The sequence below is a fragment of the Isoptericola sp. Y541 genome (assembly GCF_059445465.1).
On sequence record NZ_JCAIUJ010000005.1, the window covers coordinates 227,916 to 245,816 of the forward strand.

Below are 17,901 nucleotides of genomic sequence, written 5' to 3' on the forward strand. Positions count from 1 at the left end.
CCAAGGAAGAGCGTGGGTCCGAAGTCGATCGCCGGTCCGATGTCGATCGCTGGGCCGATGAGGAGCGCTGTGCGCCGCGTCGTCCCCGCCGCGGTCGCCGCGGCGTCCGCCTTCGCCCTCGCCGCGTGCGGCGGTTCGTCGGGGGATCCCGACCCCACCGCGTCGGGCGACGGCGAGCTCACGCCCGTCACCGTGGGCGTCATCCCCATCGTGGACGTCGCGCCCATCTACCTGGGCGTCGAGCAGGGGTTCTTCGAGGACGAGGGCCTCGACATCACGCTCGAGCTGGCGCAGGGCGGCGCCGCGATCGTGCCCGCCGTTCAGAGCGGCGAGTACCAGTTCGGGTTCAGCAACGTCACGTCCCTCCTGCTCGCCTCGCAGCAGGGCCTGCCCCTGAAGATCGTCGCCCCCGGGAACCTCACGACCGGCGAGCCGGGCAAGGACTTCGCCGCCGTCGTCGCGCTGCCGGACTCCGGGATCGAGACGGCCGCGGACCTCGCGGGCAAGACGGTCGCCGTCAACACGCTCAACAACATCGGCGACACCACGGTGCGCAAGGTGGTGGACGACGCGGGCGGCGACCCGACCGCCGTCGAGTTCGTCGAGATGGGCTTCCCCGACATGCCCGCCGCGGTGGAGAGCGGCCAGGTCGACGCGGCGTGGATCCTCGAGCCGCACCTCACCCGCGCGCTGCAGTCCGGGGCCGAGCCCGTGGTGTGGAACTTCGCGGAGACCGACCCGAACCTGCTCATCGCCGCCTACTTCACCTCCGACCAGCAGATCGCCGACGACCCGGAGACTGTGGACGCGTTCACCGCCGCGCTGGAGAAGTCGCTGACGTTCGCCGAGGAGAACCCGGACGAGACGCGCGCCGTGCTCGACTCGTACACCGAGATCGAACCGGCGGTGAAGGACGCCATGGTGATGCCCCGCTTCACCGCCGAGCTCGACGAGGCGCAGGTGCAGCTGCTCGCCGACCTGGGCCTCGAGTACGGCATGTTCGACGAGCCGGTCGACGTCTCGGCGCTGATGCCATGACGGCGGCCGCGCCGCGCCTGACCGGCCACCGTCCGGCGAGTCTTCGACCGGCGCTGCTCGGCATGGCGGGTGTCGTCGCGCTCCTCGTGCTGGTGCAGCTGCTGCCGGCCACGGGCCTGGTGAACCCGGACTTCCTGCCGACGACGACGATGATCCTCGCCGCGCTGGTGGAGCGCGTGCAGACGCCGGAGTTCTGGGTGGCCCTGGGCGACACGCTGGTCACGTGGATCACCGGCCTCGCGATCAGCGTCGTCGCGGGCGTCGTGCTCGGCGTGGTCATCGGTATGGTCCCGTTCCTGCGCGCGGTCACCGCGTCGACGATCGAGTTCCTGCGGCCGGTGCCGTCCGTGGCGCTCATCCCGATCGCGGTGCTGCTGTGGGGCACGGGCATGCAGGCCACGCTGCTGCTGGTGGTGTACGCGTCGTTCTGGCAGGTGCTGGTGCAGGTGCTCGCGGGCGTGCAGGACGTGGACCCGGTCGCGAGCGACACCGCCCGGTCGTACCGGTTCTCGGTGCTCGCCCGGGTGCGCACCCTCGTGTGGCCGACGGCGCTGCCGTACGTGATGACGGGACTGCGGCTGGGTGCCGCGGTGGCGCTCATCCTCACCGTCACCGGCGAGATGCTCATCGGCACGCCCGGCATCGGCAAGCTGCTCGCCGTCGCCCGCGAGTCCGGGGCCGTGCCGTCCATGTACGCGCTGGTCGTGGTGACGGGCCTGCTGGGCGTGGCGGTCAACCTGCTGGCCCGCGCGCTGGAGCACCGGGCCCTGTTCTGGCACCCGTCGGTGCGTGGGGAGGTCATGGCATGAGCGCGAGGAGCCCCCGCGGAGGTACGCCGAGGCACGAGGTGTGCCGGAGCGAGGCACCGCAGCGATCGTGCGAGAGGGGGATCGCATGAGTACGGTCACGAGCGCCCTCCGCTCGCTGCTGCTGGCGGTGGGTCTGCCGCTGGTGCTGCTCGCCCTGTGGTGGGCGGTGACGGCGAACAGCGTCTCGCCCTACAACCCGCCGCTGTCGGAGATCTTCGCGACGATCGGGCCCACGTGGTTCTCCGGGGACACGTTCGCGGACACCCGCTTCGTGCAGGACATCCTGCCGAGCCTCGGCCGCCTCCTCGCCGGGTACGCCGTCGCCCTGGTGGTCGGGGTGACGCTGGGGCTGCTCATCGGCGCGATTCGGCCGCTGCGCGAGCTCGCAGAGCCGGTGCTGGAGTTCTTCCGGGCCATCCCGCCGCCCGTCATGGTGCCCGTGCTCATGCTCTTCCTCGGGGTGGGCACGTCGATGCGGGTGTTCGTCATCGCGACCGGTGCGCTGTGGCCCATCCTCCTCAACACGGTCGAGGGGGTGCGCGGGCTCGACCCGGTGCTCAAGGACACCGCGCGCGCCTTCCGCTTCGGGCGGTGGGGTCGCATTCGCCGGCTCATGCTGCCGGGCGCCAGCCCGCAGATCGTCACCGGTGCCCGACAGGCGCTGTCGATCGCGATCATCCTCATGGTGATCAGCGAGATGTTCGCCGCGCGCGACGGCCTCGGCTTCTCCGTGGTCCAGTTCCAGCGCAGCTTCGCCATCCCCGAGATGTGGAGCGGCGTCATCATGCTCGGCCTGCTCGGGGTGCTCCTGTCCTTCGTCTTCCGGATCGCGACCGCCGCGGTCCTCGCCTGGTACCACGGGTACCTGCGGTCCCAACGTGGAGGTGCCTAGATGACCACCCCGTCCACCCCGTCCACCTCGTCCACCCCGTCCACCCCGTCCAGCTCGATGCTCGACGTCCGCGGCCTGAACAAGGTCTATGCCGGGCGCGGCGAGCCCGTCGAGGCGATCGCCGAACTGTCGTTCCAGGTCGACGACGGCGAGTTCGTGTGCGTGGTGGGACCGTCCGGGGCGGGCAAGACGACGCTGCTGCGCTGCCTCGCCGGGCTGATGCCGGCGACGTCGGGCGAGGTCGAGCTCGCCGGGTCGCCCGTCACCGGGCCGCCGACCGGGATGGCGGTGGTGCTGCAGGAGTACGGGCGCTCGCTGTTCCCGTGGATGACGGTGGCGCAGAACGTCGAGCTGCCGCTCAAGGAGAAGGGCGTGGCCCGCGCGGAGCGGGCGCGGCTGGTCGCCGAGGCGCTGGAGGCGGTGGGCCTCGCGGACGTGGGCCGCTCCTACCCGTGGCAGCTCTCGGGCGGCATGCAGCAGCGGGTGGCGATCGCCCGGGCCGCGGCGTACGAGCCGCAGGTGCTGCTCATGGACGAGCCGTTCGCCGCCGTCGACGCCCAGACACGCTTCGAGCTCGAGGACCTGGTGCGGGCCCTGTGGAAGCGGCTGGGGGTGACGGTCGTCTTCGTCACGCACGACATCGACGAGGCCATCTACCTCGGCGAGCGCGTACTCGTGCTCTCCGCGCGCCCGACCGTGATCCTCGAGGACGTTCGGGTGGGCCTCGGCCCCGAGCGCGACCAGCTCGAGACCCGCGGGGCCCCGGAGTTCGCGCGGCTGCGCACCCACGTCTACGAGCTGGTGCAGCAGGCGAAGCAGGGCGTGCGCTCCCTGGCGGACGCGAGGCTGACCCATGCCGGCTGAGGCCGTGGACGAGAGCGTGGACGAGAGCGTGGACGAGGCTGCCGGCGAGAACCCGGCCCGGTCCGGCGAGTTCGTGCAGTCCCTCGACCGCGGGCTGGCGGTGATCCGCGCGTTCGGCGCGGAGCGGCCGGCCCTCACGCTGAGCGACGTCGCCCGCGTCACCGGGCTGAGCCGGGCGTCGGCGCGGCGGTTCCTGCACACGCTCGTCGAGCTCGGGTACGTGCGCTCGAACGGACGGGAGTTCACGCTGCGGCCCGCCGTCCTCGACCTCGGCTACGCCTACCTGTCCAGCCTCACGCTGCCCGAGGTCGCTGCGCCGCACCTGGAGCAGCTGTCGCAGGAGGTCGGCGAGTCGTCGTCGGTCGCGGTGCTCGACGGCACGGACATCGTCTACGTGGCGCGCGTCGCGACGCACCGGATCATGTCGGCCGCCATCCGGGTGGGCACCCGCTTCCCGGCGTTCGCGACGTCGATGGGCCGCGCGATCCTCGCGCACGTGCCGGACGACGAGCGGGAGTCGTTCCTCGCCGCCGCGGAGCTGCCCGCGCTCACCGCCCGCACCGTGACCAGCGCCGCGGCCCTGCGCACGGAGCTGGCCCGGGTACGCGACCAGGGGTGGGCCATCGTGGACCAGGAGCTGGAGGACGGGCTGCGGTCGGTCGCGGCCCCGCTGCACGACGCGAGCGGGAACGTCGTGGCCGCCGTCAACGCCTCCGCCCCGGTGCGGCGCGGCGACGTGGCCGAGATCCGCGACGACATCGTGCCGCCGCTGCTGGCGGCGGCGAAGCGGATCGAGGACGACCTGATGAGGCTCCGGTGACACAGGACGCGTACGTGTACGACGCCGTGCGGACGCCGTTCGCCCGGTACGGCGGGGCGCTCGCGGGCGCGCGCCCCGACGACCTCGCCGGGTTCGTCGTCGGCGAGCAGGTACGCCGCGCCCCGGGCCTCGACCCGGCGGCGATCGACGACGTGATCCTCGGCAACGCGAACGGCGCGGGGGAGGAGAACCGCGACGTCGCGCGCATGGCCGTGCTGCTGGCCGGGCTACCGCTGAGCGTGCCGGGCGCCACGGTGAACCGGCTGTGCGGGTCGTCCTTGGAGGCGGCGGTGCAGGCCGCGCGGGCCGTGGAGACCGGCGACGCAGACGTCGTGGTGGCGGGTGGCGTCGAGTCGATGTCCCGCGCGCCGTGGGTGCTGCCCAAGCCCGCGCGGGCGTTCCCCGCCGGGGACGCCGCACTCGTGTCCACCACGCTGGGCTGGCGGCTCGTGAACCCGCGCATGGAGCCCGACTGGACGGTTTCCCTGGGGGAGGCCACCGAGCGGCTGCGCGAGAAGCACGGCATCTCCCGCGAGCGGCAGGACGCGTTCGCGCTGCGCAGCCAGGTTCTCGCCGCCCGCGCCTGGGAGGCCGGGCGCTACGACGACCTGGTGGCCCAGTACCCCGGGACGGACCTGCGCCGCGACGAAGCGATCCGCCCGGACACGTCCCTCGAGAAGCTGGCGGCGCTCGCCCCGTCGTTCCGTGGTTCTGCCGACGACACGGCGGACGGCACGGTGACTGCCGGCAACGCGTCCCCGCTGTCGGACGGCGCGTCGGCGGCGCTCATCGGGTCTGAGCGAGCCGCGGCGCTCACGGGCCTCGAGCCGCTCGCGCGCATCGCCGGCCGGGCGACCGTCGCCGGGGAGCCGCAGTACTTCGGGTTCGCGCCCGTCGAGGCCGTGAACCGCGCGCTGGAGCGCTCCGGGATCACCTGGGACGACGTGGGCGCCGTCGAGCTCAACGAAGCGTTCGCCGCGCAGGCGCTCGCGTGCGCCGACGCGTGGGGCATCGACGTGGAGCTCGACGACGACGGCGTGGGGATCCTCAACGCGGGGATTCTTAATGCGTGGGGCGGCGCGGTCGCCCTCGGGCACCCGCTGGGTGCGTCCGGCACACGCGTGCTCGGCACGCTGGCGCGGCGGCTGCAGGCGTCGGGCGCGCGGTGGGGTGTCGCGGCGCTGTGCATCGGCGTCGGCCAGGGCACCGCCGTCGTGCTGGAGAACGTGGCCCCGGCCGCGGGCCACGACCGGGGGGAGAGTGCATGACGCGCGTCGCGGTGACCGCGCTCGAGGCGCTGGGAGACGTGCCGGACGGCGCGACCGTGATGATCGGCGGGTTCGGCCCCGCCGGGCAGCCGGTCGAGCTCATCGAGGCGCTGCTCGCCTCGGACGCCGCAGACCTCGTCGTGGTGTCGAACAACGCCGGCAACGGCGACGACGCGCTCGCCCGGCTGGTGCGCGACGGCCGGGTGCGCCGGATCGTGTGCTCGTTCCCGCGTCAGGTGGACTCGTGGCACTTCGACGCCGCGTACCGGTCCGGGCGCATCGAGCTGGAGCTGGTGCCGCAGGGCAACCTCGCCGAGCGGATCCGGGCGGCCGGCGCGGGCATCGGCGCGTTCTTCACGCCCACCGGCTACGGCACGCCGCTCGCCGAGGGCAAGGAGACGCGGGTGCTTGACGGCTCCCCGATGGTGCTGGAGACACCGATCCGCGCCGACGTCGCGCTGGTCAAGGCGCACCGCGCGGACACGGTCGGCAACCTCGTCTACCGTCGCACGGCGCGCAACTTCGGCCCGGTGATGGCCACCGCGGCCGCGCGGACCGTCGCCCAGGTGCGCGACGTCGTGCCCGCGGGCGCGCTCGACCCGGAGGTGGTCGTGACGCCCGGCATCTACGTGGAGGCCGTCGTCGCCCTCAGGAGCGAGACCGCGATCGCGGGGGTGTCGGCATGATGGCCTCGCCTGCCACCGGCGCGCTCACCCGTGAGCAGATCGCGGCGCGCGTCGCCGCCGACATCGCGCCCGGCTCGTACGTGAACCTCGGCATCGGGCTGCCGACGCTCGTCGCCGAGCACCTGCCGGCCGGCTCGGGCATCACGCTGCACACCGAGAACGGCATGCTCGGCATGGGCCCGGCCCCCGCCCCCGAGGACGTGGACCCCGAGCTCATCAACGCGGGCAAGGTGCCGGTCACGGAGCTGAACGGGGCGTCATATTTTCACCAGGCCGACTCGTTCGCGATGATGCGCGGCGGCCACATCGACGTCTGCGTGCTCGGTGCGTTCCAGGTGTCCGTGCGCGGCGACCTCGCCAACTGGTCCACCGGTGCGCCCGACGCCGTCCCCGCCGTCGGCGGCGCAATGGATCTCGCCGTCGGCGCCCGGCGCACGGTCGTGATGATGACCCTGCTGACCAAGAACGCCGCGCCCAAGCTGGTCGAGGAGTGCACGCTGCCGCTCACGGGCGTCGGCTGCGTCTCGCGGGTCTACGCGGACCGCGCGGTGCTCGACGTCGGCCCCGACGGTGCGACGGTCGTGGAGCGCTTCGGCATCGGGCACACGGAGCTCGAGGACCTGCTCGGACTGACCCTGGGGGGCGAGGCATGACCAGTCAGGTGGAGGTCGAGCGCACCCCCGTCGCGATCGTGGGCGGCGGCCCGGCGGGGCTGCTGCTGTCGCACCTGCTGCACACGTCGGGCATCGAGCACGTCGTCCTCGAGTCGCGCACCCGCGACGAGATCTACCGGACCACCCGCGCGGGCATCCTCGAGGCGAGCTCGGTGTCCACGCTGGTCGACGCCGGCCTGGACCGGGTGCTGCGCGAGGGCGACCGGCACGACGGCATCGCGCTGCGGTTCGACGGCGAGAGCCACCGCATCGACCTGCACGGCCTCACCGGCAGCGCCGTCTGGCTGTACCCGCAGACGGAGGTGTTCACCGACCTCGCCGACCGCCGCGCGGCCGACGGCGGCGACGTGCGCTGGCAGGCCACGGTCACCGAGGTGCTCGACATCCATACCGACACCCCCGGGGTGCGGTGGACCGACGCCGAGGGCCGCGAGCACGAGCTGCGGTGCGACGTGCTCGTCGGCGCCGACGGCTCGCACTCGGCCTGCCGCCACTCCCTGCCCGAGGACGTGCGCCGGCACTACGTGCACGAGTACCCGTATGCCTGGTTCGGCGTCATCGTCGAGGCGCCGCGCAGCGCCCCCGAGCTGGTGTACACGGCGTCGGAGCACGGGTTCGCGCTCATCAGCCAGCGCACCGAGACCCATCAGCGCCTGTACTTCCAGTGCGACCCGGACGAGGACCCCGCCGGGTGGGGCGACGACCGCATCTGGGCCGAGCTGCAGCGCCGGGTCGCCGGCCCGGACGGCTTCCGCCTCGCCGAGGGTCCCGTCCAGGAGCGCTCGGTGCTGCGGTTCCGGTCGTCCGTCGTCGAGCCGGTGCGGCACGGCCGCCTGCTGCTCGCCGGCGACGCCGCGCACACCGTGCCGCCCACCGGCGCCAAGGGGCTCAACCTCGCGCTCGCCGACGTCGTCGTGCTGCACGACGTACTCAGCCGGTGGCTGTCCCGCTCGGGCGGCGCGGCGAGGGACGACGCCCTGCTCGACGAGTACGGCCGCCGCGTGTCCGAGCGCGTCTGGCGGGCACAGCACTTCTCCGCGTGGATGAGCCGGATGCTGCACACGCACCCCGGCGAGTCCGGCTTCGAGCACCGGCGCCGGCTCGCCGAGCTGCGCACGCTCGTCGCGTCGGACGCCGGGCGACGCCTCCTCGCCGAGGGGTACACCGGCTGGGGACAGATCATGACCGAAGGAGCGATGTGAGCGAGAGCCAGACCGACCTGTCCACCGAGATCCGCGCGAGCCACCAGGAGTATCGGGACGCCCGCGCCGAGCCCCGTACAGCCGAGCCCCGTGCTGACGGCGCGCCCGAGGAGACCGGGCCGCGTCGCGACTTCGCGCCGTACCGCAGCTCGCTGCTGCGGCACCCCACCAAGGACCTGCGGCACGCCGACCCGGAGACGATCGAGCTGCTCTCGCCCGTCTTCGGCGAGCGCGACATCGGCCCCCTCGAGGCCGACCTCACCGCGGCGCACAGCGGCGAGCCGATCGGCGAGCGCATGGTCGTCGCGGGCCGCGTGCTCGACGGCGCGGGCAGGCCCGTGCGCCGCCAGCTCGTCGAGATCTGGCAGGCCAACGCGGGCGGGCGCTACATCCACAAACGCGACCAGCACCCCGCTCCGATCGACCCGAACTTCACGGGCGTGGGCCGCGCCCTCACCGACGACGACGGCTGGTACCGGTTCACCACCATCAAACCGGGCCCGTACCCGTGGAAGAACCACGTGAACGCCTGGCGGCCCGCGCACATCCACTTCTCCCTGTTCGGCACGGACTTCACGCAGCGCACCGTGACGCAGATGTACTTCCCGGGCGACCCGCTGTTCGCCCTCGACCCCATCTACCAGTCGATCCGCGACCCGCAGGCCCGCGATCGGCTCGTCGCCGTCTACGACCACGCGCTCACGTCGCACGAGTGGTCCACCGGCTATCGGTGGGACATCGTGCTGTCCGGGGCGGGGCGCACCTGGACCGAGCCAGGGGACGATGACGACGAGGCCGGAGGACGACCATGAGTGACGAGACGCGATCCGGCCGCGCGCGGAGCACGACGGGCATGCCGCAGCTGCGCCCGACCCCCGGCCAGACCGTGGGCCCGTTCTTCGGCTTCGCGCTGCCGTACGAGCACGGCCACGAGCTGGTCGAGCCCGGCACTCCCGGCGCGGTGCGGCTGCACGGGCGGGTGCTCGACGGCGCAGGTCGACCCGTGCCCGACGCCATGCTGGAGATCTGGCACGCCGACCCGAGCGGTGCCGTCGTGCGGCGCAGCGGCTCCGTGCTGCGCGACGGCACGTTCACCGGCTGGGGCCGCGCCGCCACCGACCGCGAGGGCGGGTACTGGTTCCGCACGCTCGAGCCCGGCCCGACCGCGCCCGACAACGCCGCCGTCATCGCCATGGCCGTCTTCGCCCGCGGCCTCACCGACCGGCTGTTCACGCGGATCTACCTGCCCCGCGACTCCCCGGAAGCCGCCGCGTCGCTCGCGGCCGACCCGTTCCTCGCCGGGCTGGAGCCGGACCGTCGTGCGACGCTCGTCGCGACGCGCGAGCCCGACGGCTCGTTGCGGCACGACATCCGGCTGCAGGGGGAGGGGGAGACGGTGTTCCTCGACATCTCTTCCGACACCAGCTCCCGCCGGGGCACGGGTCACGACGTGCCCGAGCCCGTGCCCGACCACGTGCACGGCGTCGTCCGCGGCGTCGCGCCCGGCCCGCCGTCGGACCCGCTCGACCTGCGTGACCCGAGCGGCGCGGCGCTGAACGGGGTGCCTTCCGCTCCGCCGGTCGAGCCTGTCGAAACCAGGTCTCGACAGGCTCAGGATCCACGTGTCGGGACCCCCCGTGCCTGACGTCGGCCTGCTCACCCCGGGCGCGGACCTCGGCCGGGGGTCGCCAGCCGCCGTCACCGACGACGTCGCGGTGCTGCGGGCGATGCTCGCCGCCGAGGCGGCGTGGGTGCGAGCCCAGGTGCGCTGCGGTGTCGTCCCGGCTGCGGTGGGGTCCGTCGTCGACCGGGCGGTCGTCGCGCTGGCCGCCGACGACGCCGCCGCGCTCGCGCTGGCGACCGACGTCGCGCGGGACGCGGCCGCGGGCGGCAACCCCGTCATCCCGCTGCTCGCCCGGCTGCGCGCCGCCGTCGAGGCCGGGTGCGGCGCGGCCGTGCAGGGCGGGACGCCGGTGGCGCAGGTCGTCGGGGCGGTGCACGCCGGGCTCACGTCGCAGGACGTGCTCGACACCGCGCTCGTCGTCGTGCTGCGCGACGCCGCGCGCGCCACCGACGCGGGGCTCGGGCGTGCCGTCGACGCGGCGGCGGGGCTCGCGCGTCGGTACCGCGACGTCCCGGCCCTGGCCCGGACGCTCACCCAGCCCGCCGTGCCCACGACGCTCGGCGCCCGCGGTGCCGGCTGGCTGCAGGCCGTGGCAGAGGCCCGCGAGCGGCTCGCCGCCGCCGCCCGCGCGCTGCCGCTCGCATACGGCGGCGCGGCGGGAACACTTGCGGGCACCGTGGCGCTCGTCGAGCCTGCGTCGTCGGTCGAGCCTGTGTCGCCGGTCGAGCCTGTCGAGACCACGTCGCAGCTCGAGCCGGTTTCGTCGGTCGAGCCTGTCGAGACCACGCCGCCGCTCGAGCCCGCCGCGTCCCGGGCCGCCGAGCTCGTCGACGCGTGGGCCGCGGAGCTGGGCCTGCCCGTCACCGCAGGACCCTGGCACGTGACGCGTTTCCCGATGGTCCGCGTGTCCGACGCCCTCGCCGAGGTGTGCGCCGCGCTGGGGACGGTCGCGGCCGACATCCTGGTCGGCTCCCGCGCCGAGGTGGGCGAGCTGCGCGAGCCGGCCGCGCCTGGCCGGGGCACGTCGACGGCCATGGCGCACAAGCGCAACCCGGTGCTGTCAGTGCTGGTGCGCCGGTCGGCGCTCGCGGCCCCGTTGCTGGCGGCGCAGGTCGTCGGCAGTTCCGGCCAGGCCGTGGACGAGCGGCCCGACGGCGCCTGGCACGCCGAGTGGCCCGCGCTGCAGCAGCTCGCCCGGCACGCCGTGGCGGCGTCGCACGCCGCGGCCGAGCTGCTCGCGGGCCTCGAGGTGGACCTGGACGCCGTCGCTCGAAATCTGCGGGAGTACCTGCCCGGTGGCCGGGACGACGACGGTCCCGGGGACGCGGGCACGAGCGCGGGCGAGGATGGGCCCGGCTGGGACGTCGGGGCGGCGACCGCCGTCGTCGACCGGGTGCTCGCCCGGTACGGGGGCACTGCAGGTGCGGGTGGAGGCGACGAGTGACCCGGCCCGAGCTGGGCGCGGTCGCCCTCGCGCTGCGCGACGCGACCCGGCCGCTGCTGGTACTCGGCCCGTCGCTGGGTACGTCGGTGTCGGCGGTGTGGCACGACGTCGTGCCGCTGCTGGACGACCAGCTGGATCTGCTCGGGTGGGACCTGCCCGGCCACGGCACGTCGCCCGCGGTGGCGCCGGGGTCGCTCGGGGACGTGGCTCTTGGGGACGTGGCCCTTGGGGGCCTGGCGCTCGGGAACCTGACGATCGAGGACCTGGCCGCCGAGGTACTGGCGCTCGTCGACCGGGCGCAGGCCGAGCGCGGCGACCCGGGCTCGCCGTTCTGGTACGCGGGCGTCTCGGCGGGCGCGGCGGTGGGCCAGCAGCTGCTGCTCGACGCGCCCGAGCGGGTGCGCGGGGCGCTGCTGTGCTGCACCGCGGCCCGGTTTGGTGAGCCCGGGCCCTGGCACGACCGGGGGGAGCTGGTGGCAGCGGCAGGCACGCCGACGCAGGTCTCCGCCGCCGCGGGGCGCTGGTTCGCGCCGGGTTTCCTCGAGCGCGAGCCTGAGGTGGGCACGCGGCTGCTCGCGTCGCTGCAGTCCGCGGACCGGTTCGGCTACGCCGCCGTGTGCGGGGCGCTGGCCCGGTTCGACGTGCGCGACCGGCTCGCCGAGATCGGCACGCCGGTGCTCGCCGTCGCGGGTGCCGACGACCCGGCGACGCCGCCCGACGTCGTCGCGGAGGTGGCGGAGGGGGTGCGCCACGGGAGGCTCGTCGTGATCCACGAGGCGGCGCACCTCGCGCCCGCCGAGTGGCCCGGCCGCACCGCGACCTTGGTGCGCGAGCTCATGGCCGAGGGGACGCAGTGATGAGGCAGGACGACGGTCGGCGGGACGGCGACGTGGCGGGGCGCGAGGGCCCGCGGGACGACGATCCGGCGGCGAACGACGATCCGGCGGCGAACGACGATCCGGCGGCGAACGACGATCCGGCGGCGAACGACGATCCGCGGCATGCTGCCGGGATGACGGCGCGGCGAGCGGTCCTGGGCGACGCGCACGTGGACCGGGCGGTGGTCGGGACGACGTCGTTCACGGCCGACTTCCAAGACCTGATCACCCGCTACGCGTGGGGGGAGATCTGGACGCGCCCCGGGCTCGACCGACGCAGTCGCTCGATGATCACACTGACCGCGCTCGTGGCGGGCGGGCACGAGAACGAGCTGGCGATGCACGTGCGGGCGGCCGTCCGCAACGGGCTCACGGTGGACGAGATCGGCGAGGTCCTGCTGCAGACCGCCGTCTACTGCTCCGTGCCGAGCGCGAACAGCGCGTTCGCGGTGGCCGAGCGCGTGCTGCGCGAGGACGGCCTGATCTGACCGTCCAAAGCCCGCGGATCTGCCCTTGTGGGGTGGGTGTCGAACGGCTACGCTCGAACACATGTTCGAAGACGACGAAGTGGCAGCGTCCGCCCACGCGGCCGGTAGCCGTCGTTCTCGGGCACACGGCTCCGGCGCGACCCGTGCCCCGGTCGCGCCGGAGCCGAACACGTCGCGCGTACCGTCCGTCACGGCGGTACGCGCGTCGCTCGTCGAACTCGCGCTCGCTGGCGTGGGTGCACGTGCAGGCGCAGGCGGCGCAGGCGTGGCCGAGGGCGATCGCACGGAGCGCCGTGGTGCCGGAGCGACGGATCTCCGCTGGGCGCCGGTCGCCGTCAGGTGGCACACGGTGGGCCACGGCCGTGACGACGCCGGCGGTGACCAGGTCGGCGAAGCGGCCCGCGACCGGGTCGCGGAGGCCGTCCGTGACCGGGCGCGCAGCGGCCAGCACGGTGATCGCGGTCAGGGTAGGCAGAGTGTCGCGGTGTCGGCGCGTCCCGCTGCGGACGTGCCTGGCGCGACGCCGCGCGACCGCGCTGCCGCGCTGGGCGCGCTGGCGCGCGATGGTGCTGCCGCGCCGGGCGTGGTCGAGACCGGCCGCCCGCTGCTGGCGCTGCTGGACGCGGCGCTCCCCGGCCCGGACCTCGCGAGGACGCTGGCGTCGCTGAGCGAGGCGGACCTGGACGACTTCACGATCCTGGAGGTGCTCGCCGCCTGGGAGCGGATCTCCGCGTGGGCGCAGGCGGGATCGGCGCGCGTGCTCGCCGAGATGCTGGAGCGCACCCGCGGGTCGTCGCGGCACGAGTTCGTGGCCGACGCGGTGGCGGCGCGGCTCGGCCTGACCCGGCACGCGGGCGCGCAGCTCGTCACGGTGGCGCACGGGACGGCGCGGCTGCCGGAGGTGGCGGATGCCCTCGCGGCGGGCGTCGTCGACCGGCGCAAGGCCGAGGTCCTGGTCTCCACCGGGCGGCTCCCCGACGACCGGCGCCGTGAGGCGATCGCCACGGTGCTGCCCGACGCCGAGCACCTCACCGCCCCGCAGCTCCGGGAGCGGATGCGCCGCGCCGAGATCGCGACGGATCCGGAGGGCGCAAACGAGCGGCACCGCGCGGCGCGGGCCGAACGGTTCGTCCGGCTCGAGCCCGTGGACGACGCGATGGCGTACCTCACCGCCTACCTGCCCGCGGACGACGCCGCCCGCGTGTTCGCCACCGTCGACGACGTCGCCCTGGCGATGCGCCGGGCGCCGGGGGAGGAGCGACGGCTGGACGAGTGCCGGGCCGATGCGCTGGTCGGGCTCGTCAGCGGACGCCTCGGCTCAGTGGGGGTGGGCCCGACCGGTGCAGGCACAACGGGCGGCGGGGTCACGATGGGCGGTGGGGCGACCGCGTGCGGTGCGTCCATTGCGGGCTGTGGGGCCACCGCGGGTGAAGAGAGCGGCGGCGCCGGGGTTGCGACCGGGCGACCTCGCGGATCGCGCGGCGGCGCCGTGCGGGTGACGGTGGCGGCGTCGACCTTGCTGGGCTCGGACGACCTGCCGGCGATCCTCGCGGGTCACGGGCCGATCCCGGCCCCGATGGCGCGGGCGCTGGCCAGCGACCCGGACACCGTGTGGCAGCGCATCTTCACCGACCCGGCGAGCGGCGTGCTGACTGACGTGTCGTCGCGGTCGTACCGCCCGAGCGAGGCACTGCGCGCGGCCGTCGTCGCGCGGGACGTCACGTGTACGTTTCCGGGCTGCCGGGTGCCCGCGGCATCCTCCGACCTCGATCATGTCGACCCATTCGACCCGACTGCCGAAGGGCCACAGACGCACGGTGCCAACCTGCACGCCCTGTGCCGCACGCACCATCGGGCCAAGACCAGCGGCGGCTGGCGGGTCGACCGTGACTCCGCGTCCGGCATGACCCGCTGGACTGCGCCGACGGGGCACCGGCACGACCGGCCGCCCGCGGTCCACGGGCCACCTGACCAGATCCCGCGCGACCAGATCCCGCCCGACCAGATCCCAACCGCCGGACGTCCCGACGCGGTCGACGGCGCTGACGAGGGCACGTCGCCGCCGTTCTGAGCAGGCCACGAGTTTCTGAGCAGGCCATGTTTTGAGCAGGCCATGGTTTGAGCAGGCCATGGTTTGAGCAGGCCACGAGTGCTGCGGCACGGCAATGCGCTACCGGGTTCCCCCGGGCGCCACGAGGCCCGACTCATAGGCCATGACCACTGCCTGCGTCCGGTTGGTCGCACGGAGCTTGGTCAGGACGTTCCCCACGTGGGTCTTCACGGTCTCCACGGTCACGTACAACCGAGCGCCGATGTCCTGGTTGGACAGCCCGCCCGCCATGAGTCGCAGCACGTCCAGCTCCCTTGTCGTCAACGTCCCCTCCGGAATGATCCCCGTCGTGGTGGGGCGGGCCTGCGCCAGACGGCGGACTGCCTCGGGAAACAACAGGCTGTCCCCGGAGGCCACGAGCCGCAGGGCCGCCGCGATCCGCTCCGCCGGCGCCCGCTTCAGCAGGAACCCGTCCGCGCCCGCGCGCAGCGCGTCGTAGACGTACTCGTCGTTCTCGAACGTCGTCACCACGACGACCTTCGGCGGCTCCGGCGCGTCCTGGTACAGCGCCGCCTCGCGCAGCGCGGCATCACGAAGCGCGACTGTCGCCGCGATCCCGTCCATCACCGGCATCCGCACGTCCATCAGGACCACGTCCGGGCGGAGCTCCAGAACCGACGGCACGACTTCCGCGCCGTCCGCGGCCTCCCCCACCACCTCGATGTCGGGCTCCAACGACAACAGCGCCCGCAACCCCCTCCGAGTGAGCTCCTCGTCGTCCACGATCAGCACGCGCACGCCCTCACCCCCGCCCCGTCGACAGGGGCAGGCAGGCCGACAAGCGCCACTCCGGTCCGTCCGGGCCGTCGGCCGGGCGGAAGCCCACCACTCCCCGCAGAGTGCGCACACGGTCCGCCACGCCGGGCAACCCGTGCCCGCCTCCGTGCCGCGCGTGCTCCTGCCGCCCCGCCCCGGAGTGTCCGGGCCGGCCGGCCCGTGCCGGTATCGGGTTCGCCACCTCGATCTCCAGCTGCCCGCCCGACGCGGCGGCCGTCACTCGGACCGTCACCCGAACCGGTGCCCCTCTCGCGTGACGCATCGCGTTCGTCAGCCCTTCCTGGACGATCCGGTACGCCTCTTTCGAGACCGTCGCCGGGATGGACACCTCGTCGGGCTCGAGCTCGGCCCGCACTGCTGTCCCGGTCCGCCGCACGTGGTCGAGGAGCTCCGGGAGGTCGGCGAGCGTCCTCTGCGGGCGACGCGGAGAGGCTGATTCGTCTCGCAGCAGCCCGAGCGCGTGATCAAGGTCCTCCAGGGCCACCCGTGAGGTGTGCTCGATGCTCGCCATCGCGGCCTTCGCCGCGTCCGGCTCGATGTCTACCAGGCGCCCGGCCACGGCCGCCTGGATCGTCGACGCGGTCAGGGTGTGCCCGATCGAGTCGTGCAGCTCCCGCGCCAGGCGGTTGCGGTCGGCGAGCACCGCCGCGCGCTGCTCGGCCGCGGTGACGAGGTCGTCTTGGCGCGGGCCGAGGAGCAGCGGCGCGCAGGCTCGGAGCGCCGCACCGAGGACGGCGGTCGCGGCGGCGCCGAGGAGGCCGCAGCACAACGCCAGCACGACCGTCCACGCGCCGGCCGGCCCCGTCGGGACGGTCACCTGCCAGCGGAGGAGCGCCATGCTTCCGCCCCCGTCGAGCCACACGAGGAGGGGCGTGGCAGCGGTGAGTCCGAGCAGAAAGCACACCCCGCAGGCGAGGCAGGCGGCGACAGCGTGCACGAGGGCCCACACGCCCGTCCCCACCTGCCGGCCGCCGGCCCGCCGGACTGCGCTCAGGCTCGTTCCGAGCAGCCGGTCGGTGAGGCGGACATAGCCCTCGTGCACGATCGGGATCAGGCCGAGGGCGACGACCAGGACCGCCCAGGCGCCCGCGAAGACGAGGAGGCGGCCGGTCGGAGGCAGCCGGGCTGCGAGCGCGGCGACGAGGGCGAACGGAGTCGGCAGCACGGCGGGCGCGAGGCCGCCGACGGTGTAGCCCGCGGCGCGGAACGCTTCGGGCCCGAAGAGGCGGTGGATGAGGGTCGGCACGCGCCAAGTCTCGCGGTCGACCACCGGCGGTACCTCCCCCAGGGGAGGGAGGTGCGGCCCCCCTCGTTCGGGCGAAGAAACTTCGCTCCCGCTCGGGATTCCCGGCGCGCCCGTCGACGCGACGATCGATCCCACCAGCCTCCTCTCCAGAAAGGACCGAGTCGCCCCATGCCCTCGCCCCCTCGCTCTTCCTCCCGGACCCGCGGACTCGTCTGGTTCCTTGTGCTCGCCTTCGTCCCGGCATGGGGGTACGTGCTCGTCGCACGGCTCGTCCTGGGCTGGTCCGTGGTGGACCCGCTCGTCCAGCTCCCGTTCGCCTTCGCCCCGGCCGTGGCGGCCGTCGTCGTGCGGCGGTGGATCACTCGCGAGGGCTTCGCCGACGCCGGGCTCGGGCCGCGGTGGCGCACGGCCTGGCCGCATTACCTGATCGCCTGGTGGGGGCCGCTCGCGCTCACCGCCGGGACCCTGGCCACCGCCGCGGTGCTCGGCCTCTGGGCCCCGTCGTCGAGCATGTTCGACGGGAGCGGCACCCCCTGGTGGGTGACGGTCGTGGGCCTCCAGGCGCTCGTCCTCGTCCTCACCCCGCTGTACTGCGGCGAGGAGTTCGGCTGGACCTCGTACCTGCGGCTGCGGCTGGTGCCGCACCGGCCCTGGGCGTCCCCGCTGCTGACCGGACTGATCTGGGCGGTGTGGCACTACCCGTTGGCGTTCCTCGGGTACATCGAGTTCTCGCACGTGCTCCTGGGCCTGGCGGTGTGGACGGCCTCCTTCGTGCTCCAGGAGATCCTGCTGACCTGGCTGCGCCTGCGTTCGGGGACGGTCTGGACGTCGAGCCTCGCCCACGCGGGCAACAACATGGTGCTGTCCTTGCTGACCGCGACGACCCTGACCGCGGGCGAGGGCGGTTCGCTGGACCGCATCGTCGTCATCGCGCTGACCATGGTCCCGATGGGCGCGGCCTGCGCCTGGATCATGCTGGCTCGCCCGCGGTACGGGGGACGAGGGCAGAACGGGTGGCGCCGCGTGTACCGCCCGGACGACTCGGCGGACGGGGCGCTCGTCGAGACCACGGGCGGCTAGG

General features: G+C 74.2%; 18 protein-coding genes. 16 read left to right on the forward strand and 2 right to left on the reverse strand.

Going from position 1 to position 17,901, the window contains the following annotated elements; translation table 11 throughout:
• Window positions 1-69 precede the first annotated feature (69 nt).
• The 15 genes from AC1C2V_RS13090 (at window position 70) to AC1C2V_RS13160 (ending at window position 14,758) form a co-directional block, all read left to right on the forward strand.
• Window positions 70-1,038, forward strand: a complete 969-nt coding sequence (locus tag AC1C2V_RS13090; RefSeq protein ID WP_495390057.1) for an ABC transporter substrate-binding protein — start codon at window positions 70-72, stop codon at window positions 1,036-1,038.
• Entirely contained in the window at window positions 1,035-1,847 is an 813-nt protein-coding gene (locus tag AC1C2V_RS13095; RefSeq protein ID WP_495390058.1) for an ABC transporter permease, read from the forward strand. Before AC1C2V_RS13090 ends, AC1C2V_RS13095 begins: the two co-directional genes overlap by 4 nt.
• Window positions 1,848-1,932: 85 nt before the next feature.
• Entirely contained in the window at window positions 1,933-2,739 is an 807-nt protein-coding gene (locus AC1C2V_RS13100; RefSeq protein ID WP_495390059.1) for an ABC transporter permease, read from the forward strand.
• On the forward strand, window positions 2,740-3,603 hold the full coding sequence (locus tag AC1C2V_RS13105; protein ID WP_495390060.1) for an ABC transporter ATP-binding protein: 864 nt from the start codon (window positions 2,740-2,742) through the stop codon (window positions 3,601-3,603).
• Complete coding sequence (locus AC1C2V_RS13110) at window positions 3,593-4,423, forward strand: IclR family transcriptional regulator domain-containing protein (RefSeq protein WP_495390061.1); 831 nt, start codon at window positions 3,593-3,595, stop codon at window positions 4,421-4,423. The genes AC1C2V_RS13105 and AC1C2V_RS13110 overlap by 11 nt, the downstream gene beginning before the upstream one ends.
• Window positions 4,420-5,691: a thiolase family protein gene (locus AC1C2V_RS13115; protein ID WP_495390062.1), complete on the forward strand. Its 1,272-nt coding sequence runs from the start codon at window positions 4,420-4,422 to the stop codon at window positions 5,689-5,691. Before AC1C2V_RS13110 ends, AC1C2V_RS13115 begins: the two co-directional genes overlap by 4 nt.
• The gene (locus AC1C2V_RS13120; RefSeq protein ID WP_495390063.1) at window positions 5,688-6,377 is read left to right on the forward strand and encodes a 3-oxoacid CoA-transferase subunit A; all 690 of its coding nucleotides are present in this window, start codon (window positions 5,688-5,690) and stop codon (window positions 6,375-6,377) included. Before AC1C2V_RS13115 ends, AC1C2V_RS13120 begins: the two co-directional genes overlap by 4 nt.
• Window positions 6,374-7,030 (forward strand): 3-oxoacid CoA-transferase subunit B, encoded by a 657-nt coding sequence (locus AC1C2V_RS13125; RefSeq protein ID WP_495390064.1) that lies wholly within the window; start codon window positions 6,374-6,376, stop codon window positions 7,028-7,030. Before AC1C2V_RS13120 ends, AC1C2V_RS13125 begins: the two co-directional genes overlap by 4 nt.
• Window positions 7,027-8,253, forward strand: coding sequence for a 4-hydroxybenzoate 3-monooxygenase (locus AC1C2V_RS13130; RefSeq protein WP_495390065.1), 1,227 nt, complete (start codon window positions 7,027-7,029; stop codon window positions 8,251-8,253). The genes AC1C2V_RS13125 and AC1C2V_RS13130 overlap by 4 nt, the downstream gene beginning before the upstream one ends.
• On the forward strand, window positions 8,250-9,065 hold the full coding sequence (gene pcaH, locus AC1C2V_RS13135; protein WP_495390066.1) for a protocatechuate 3,4-dioxygenase subunit beta: 816 nt from the start codon (window positions 8,250-8,252) through the stop codon (window positions 9,063-9,065). Before AC1C2V_RS13130 ends, pcaH begins: the two co-directional genes overlap by 4 nt.
• Entirely contained in the window at window positions 9,062-9,898 is an 837-nt protein-coding gene (gene pcaG / locus AC1C2V_RS13140) for a protocatechuate 3,4-dioxygenase subunit alpha (protein WP_495390067.1), read from the forward strand. Before pcaH ends, pcaG begins: the two co-directional genes overlap by 4 nt.
• Window positions 9,876-11,321, forward strand: a complete 1,446-nt coding sequence (locus AC1C2V_RS13145) for a lyase family protein (RefSeq protein ID WP_495390068.1) — start codon at window positions 9,876-9,878, stop codon at window positions 11,319-11,321. Before pcaG ends, AC1C2V_RS13145 begins: the two co-directional genes overlap by 23 nt.
• Window positions 11,318-12,178: an alpha/beta fold hydrolase gene (locus AC1C2V_RS13150; RefSeq protein ID WP_495390069.1), complete on the forward strand. Its 861-nt coding sequence runs from the start codon at window positions 11,318-11,320 to the stop codon at window positions 12,176-12,178. The genes AC1C2V_RS13145 and AC1C2V_RS13150 overlap by 4 nt, the downstream gene beginning before the upstream one ends.
• 155 nt (window positions 12,179-12,333) lie before the next feature.
• Window positions 12,334-12,687 carry a 4-carboxymuconolactone decarboxylase gene (gene pcaC, locus AC1C2V_RS13155; RefSeq protein ID WP_495390159.1) on the forward strand — a complete coding sequence of 118 codons (354 nt, stop codon included), beginning with the start codon at window positions 12,334-12,336 and terminating at the stop codon, window positions 12,685-12,687.
• 484 nt (window positions 12,688-13,171) lie between these two features.
• Window positions 13,172-14,758 (forward strand): HNH endonuclease signature motif containing protein, encoded by a 1,587-nt coding sequence (locus AC1C2V_RS13160; protein ID WP_495390070.1) that lies wholly within the window; start codon window positions 13,172-13,174, stop codon window positions 14,756-14,758.
• A gap of 99 nt (window positions 14,759-14,857) precedes the next feature.
• Here AC1C2V_RS13160 and AC1C2V_RS13165 read toward each other — a convergent pair whose 3' ends face one another.
• Both AC1C2V_RS13165 and AC1C2V_RS13170 read right to left on the reverse strand, forming a co-directional pair.
• The gene (locus AC1C2V_RS13165; RefSeq protein ID WP_495390071.1) at window positions 14,858-15,535 is read right to left on the reverse strand and encodes a response regulator; all 678 of its coding nucleotides are present in this window, start codon (window positions 15,533-15,535) and stop codon (window positions 14,858-14,860) included.
• Between the two features lie 4 nt (window positions 15,536-15,539).
• Complete coding sequence (locus AC1C2V_RS13170; protein ID WP_495390072.1) at window positions 15,540-16,820, reverse strand: sensor histidine kinase; 1,281 nt, start codon at window positions 16,818-16,820, stop codon at window positions 15,540-15,542.
• A 168-nt stretch (window positions 16,821-16,988) separates the two neighbouring features.
• Between AC1C2V_RS13170 and AC1C2V_RS13175 the strand changes: the two genes are divergently transcribed.
• Entirely contained in the window at window positions 16,989-17,900 is a 912-nt protein-coding gene (locus tag AC1C2V_RS13175) for a CPBP family intramembrane glutamic endopeptidase (protein ID WP_495390073.1), read from the forward strand.
• Window position 17,901 lies beyond the last annotated feature (1 nt).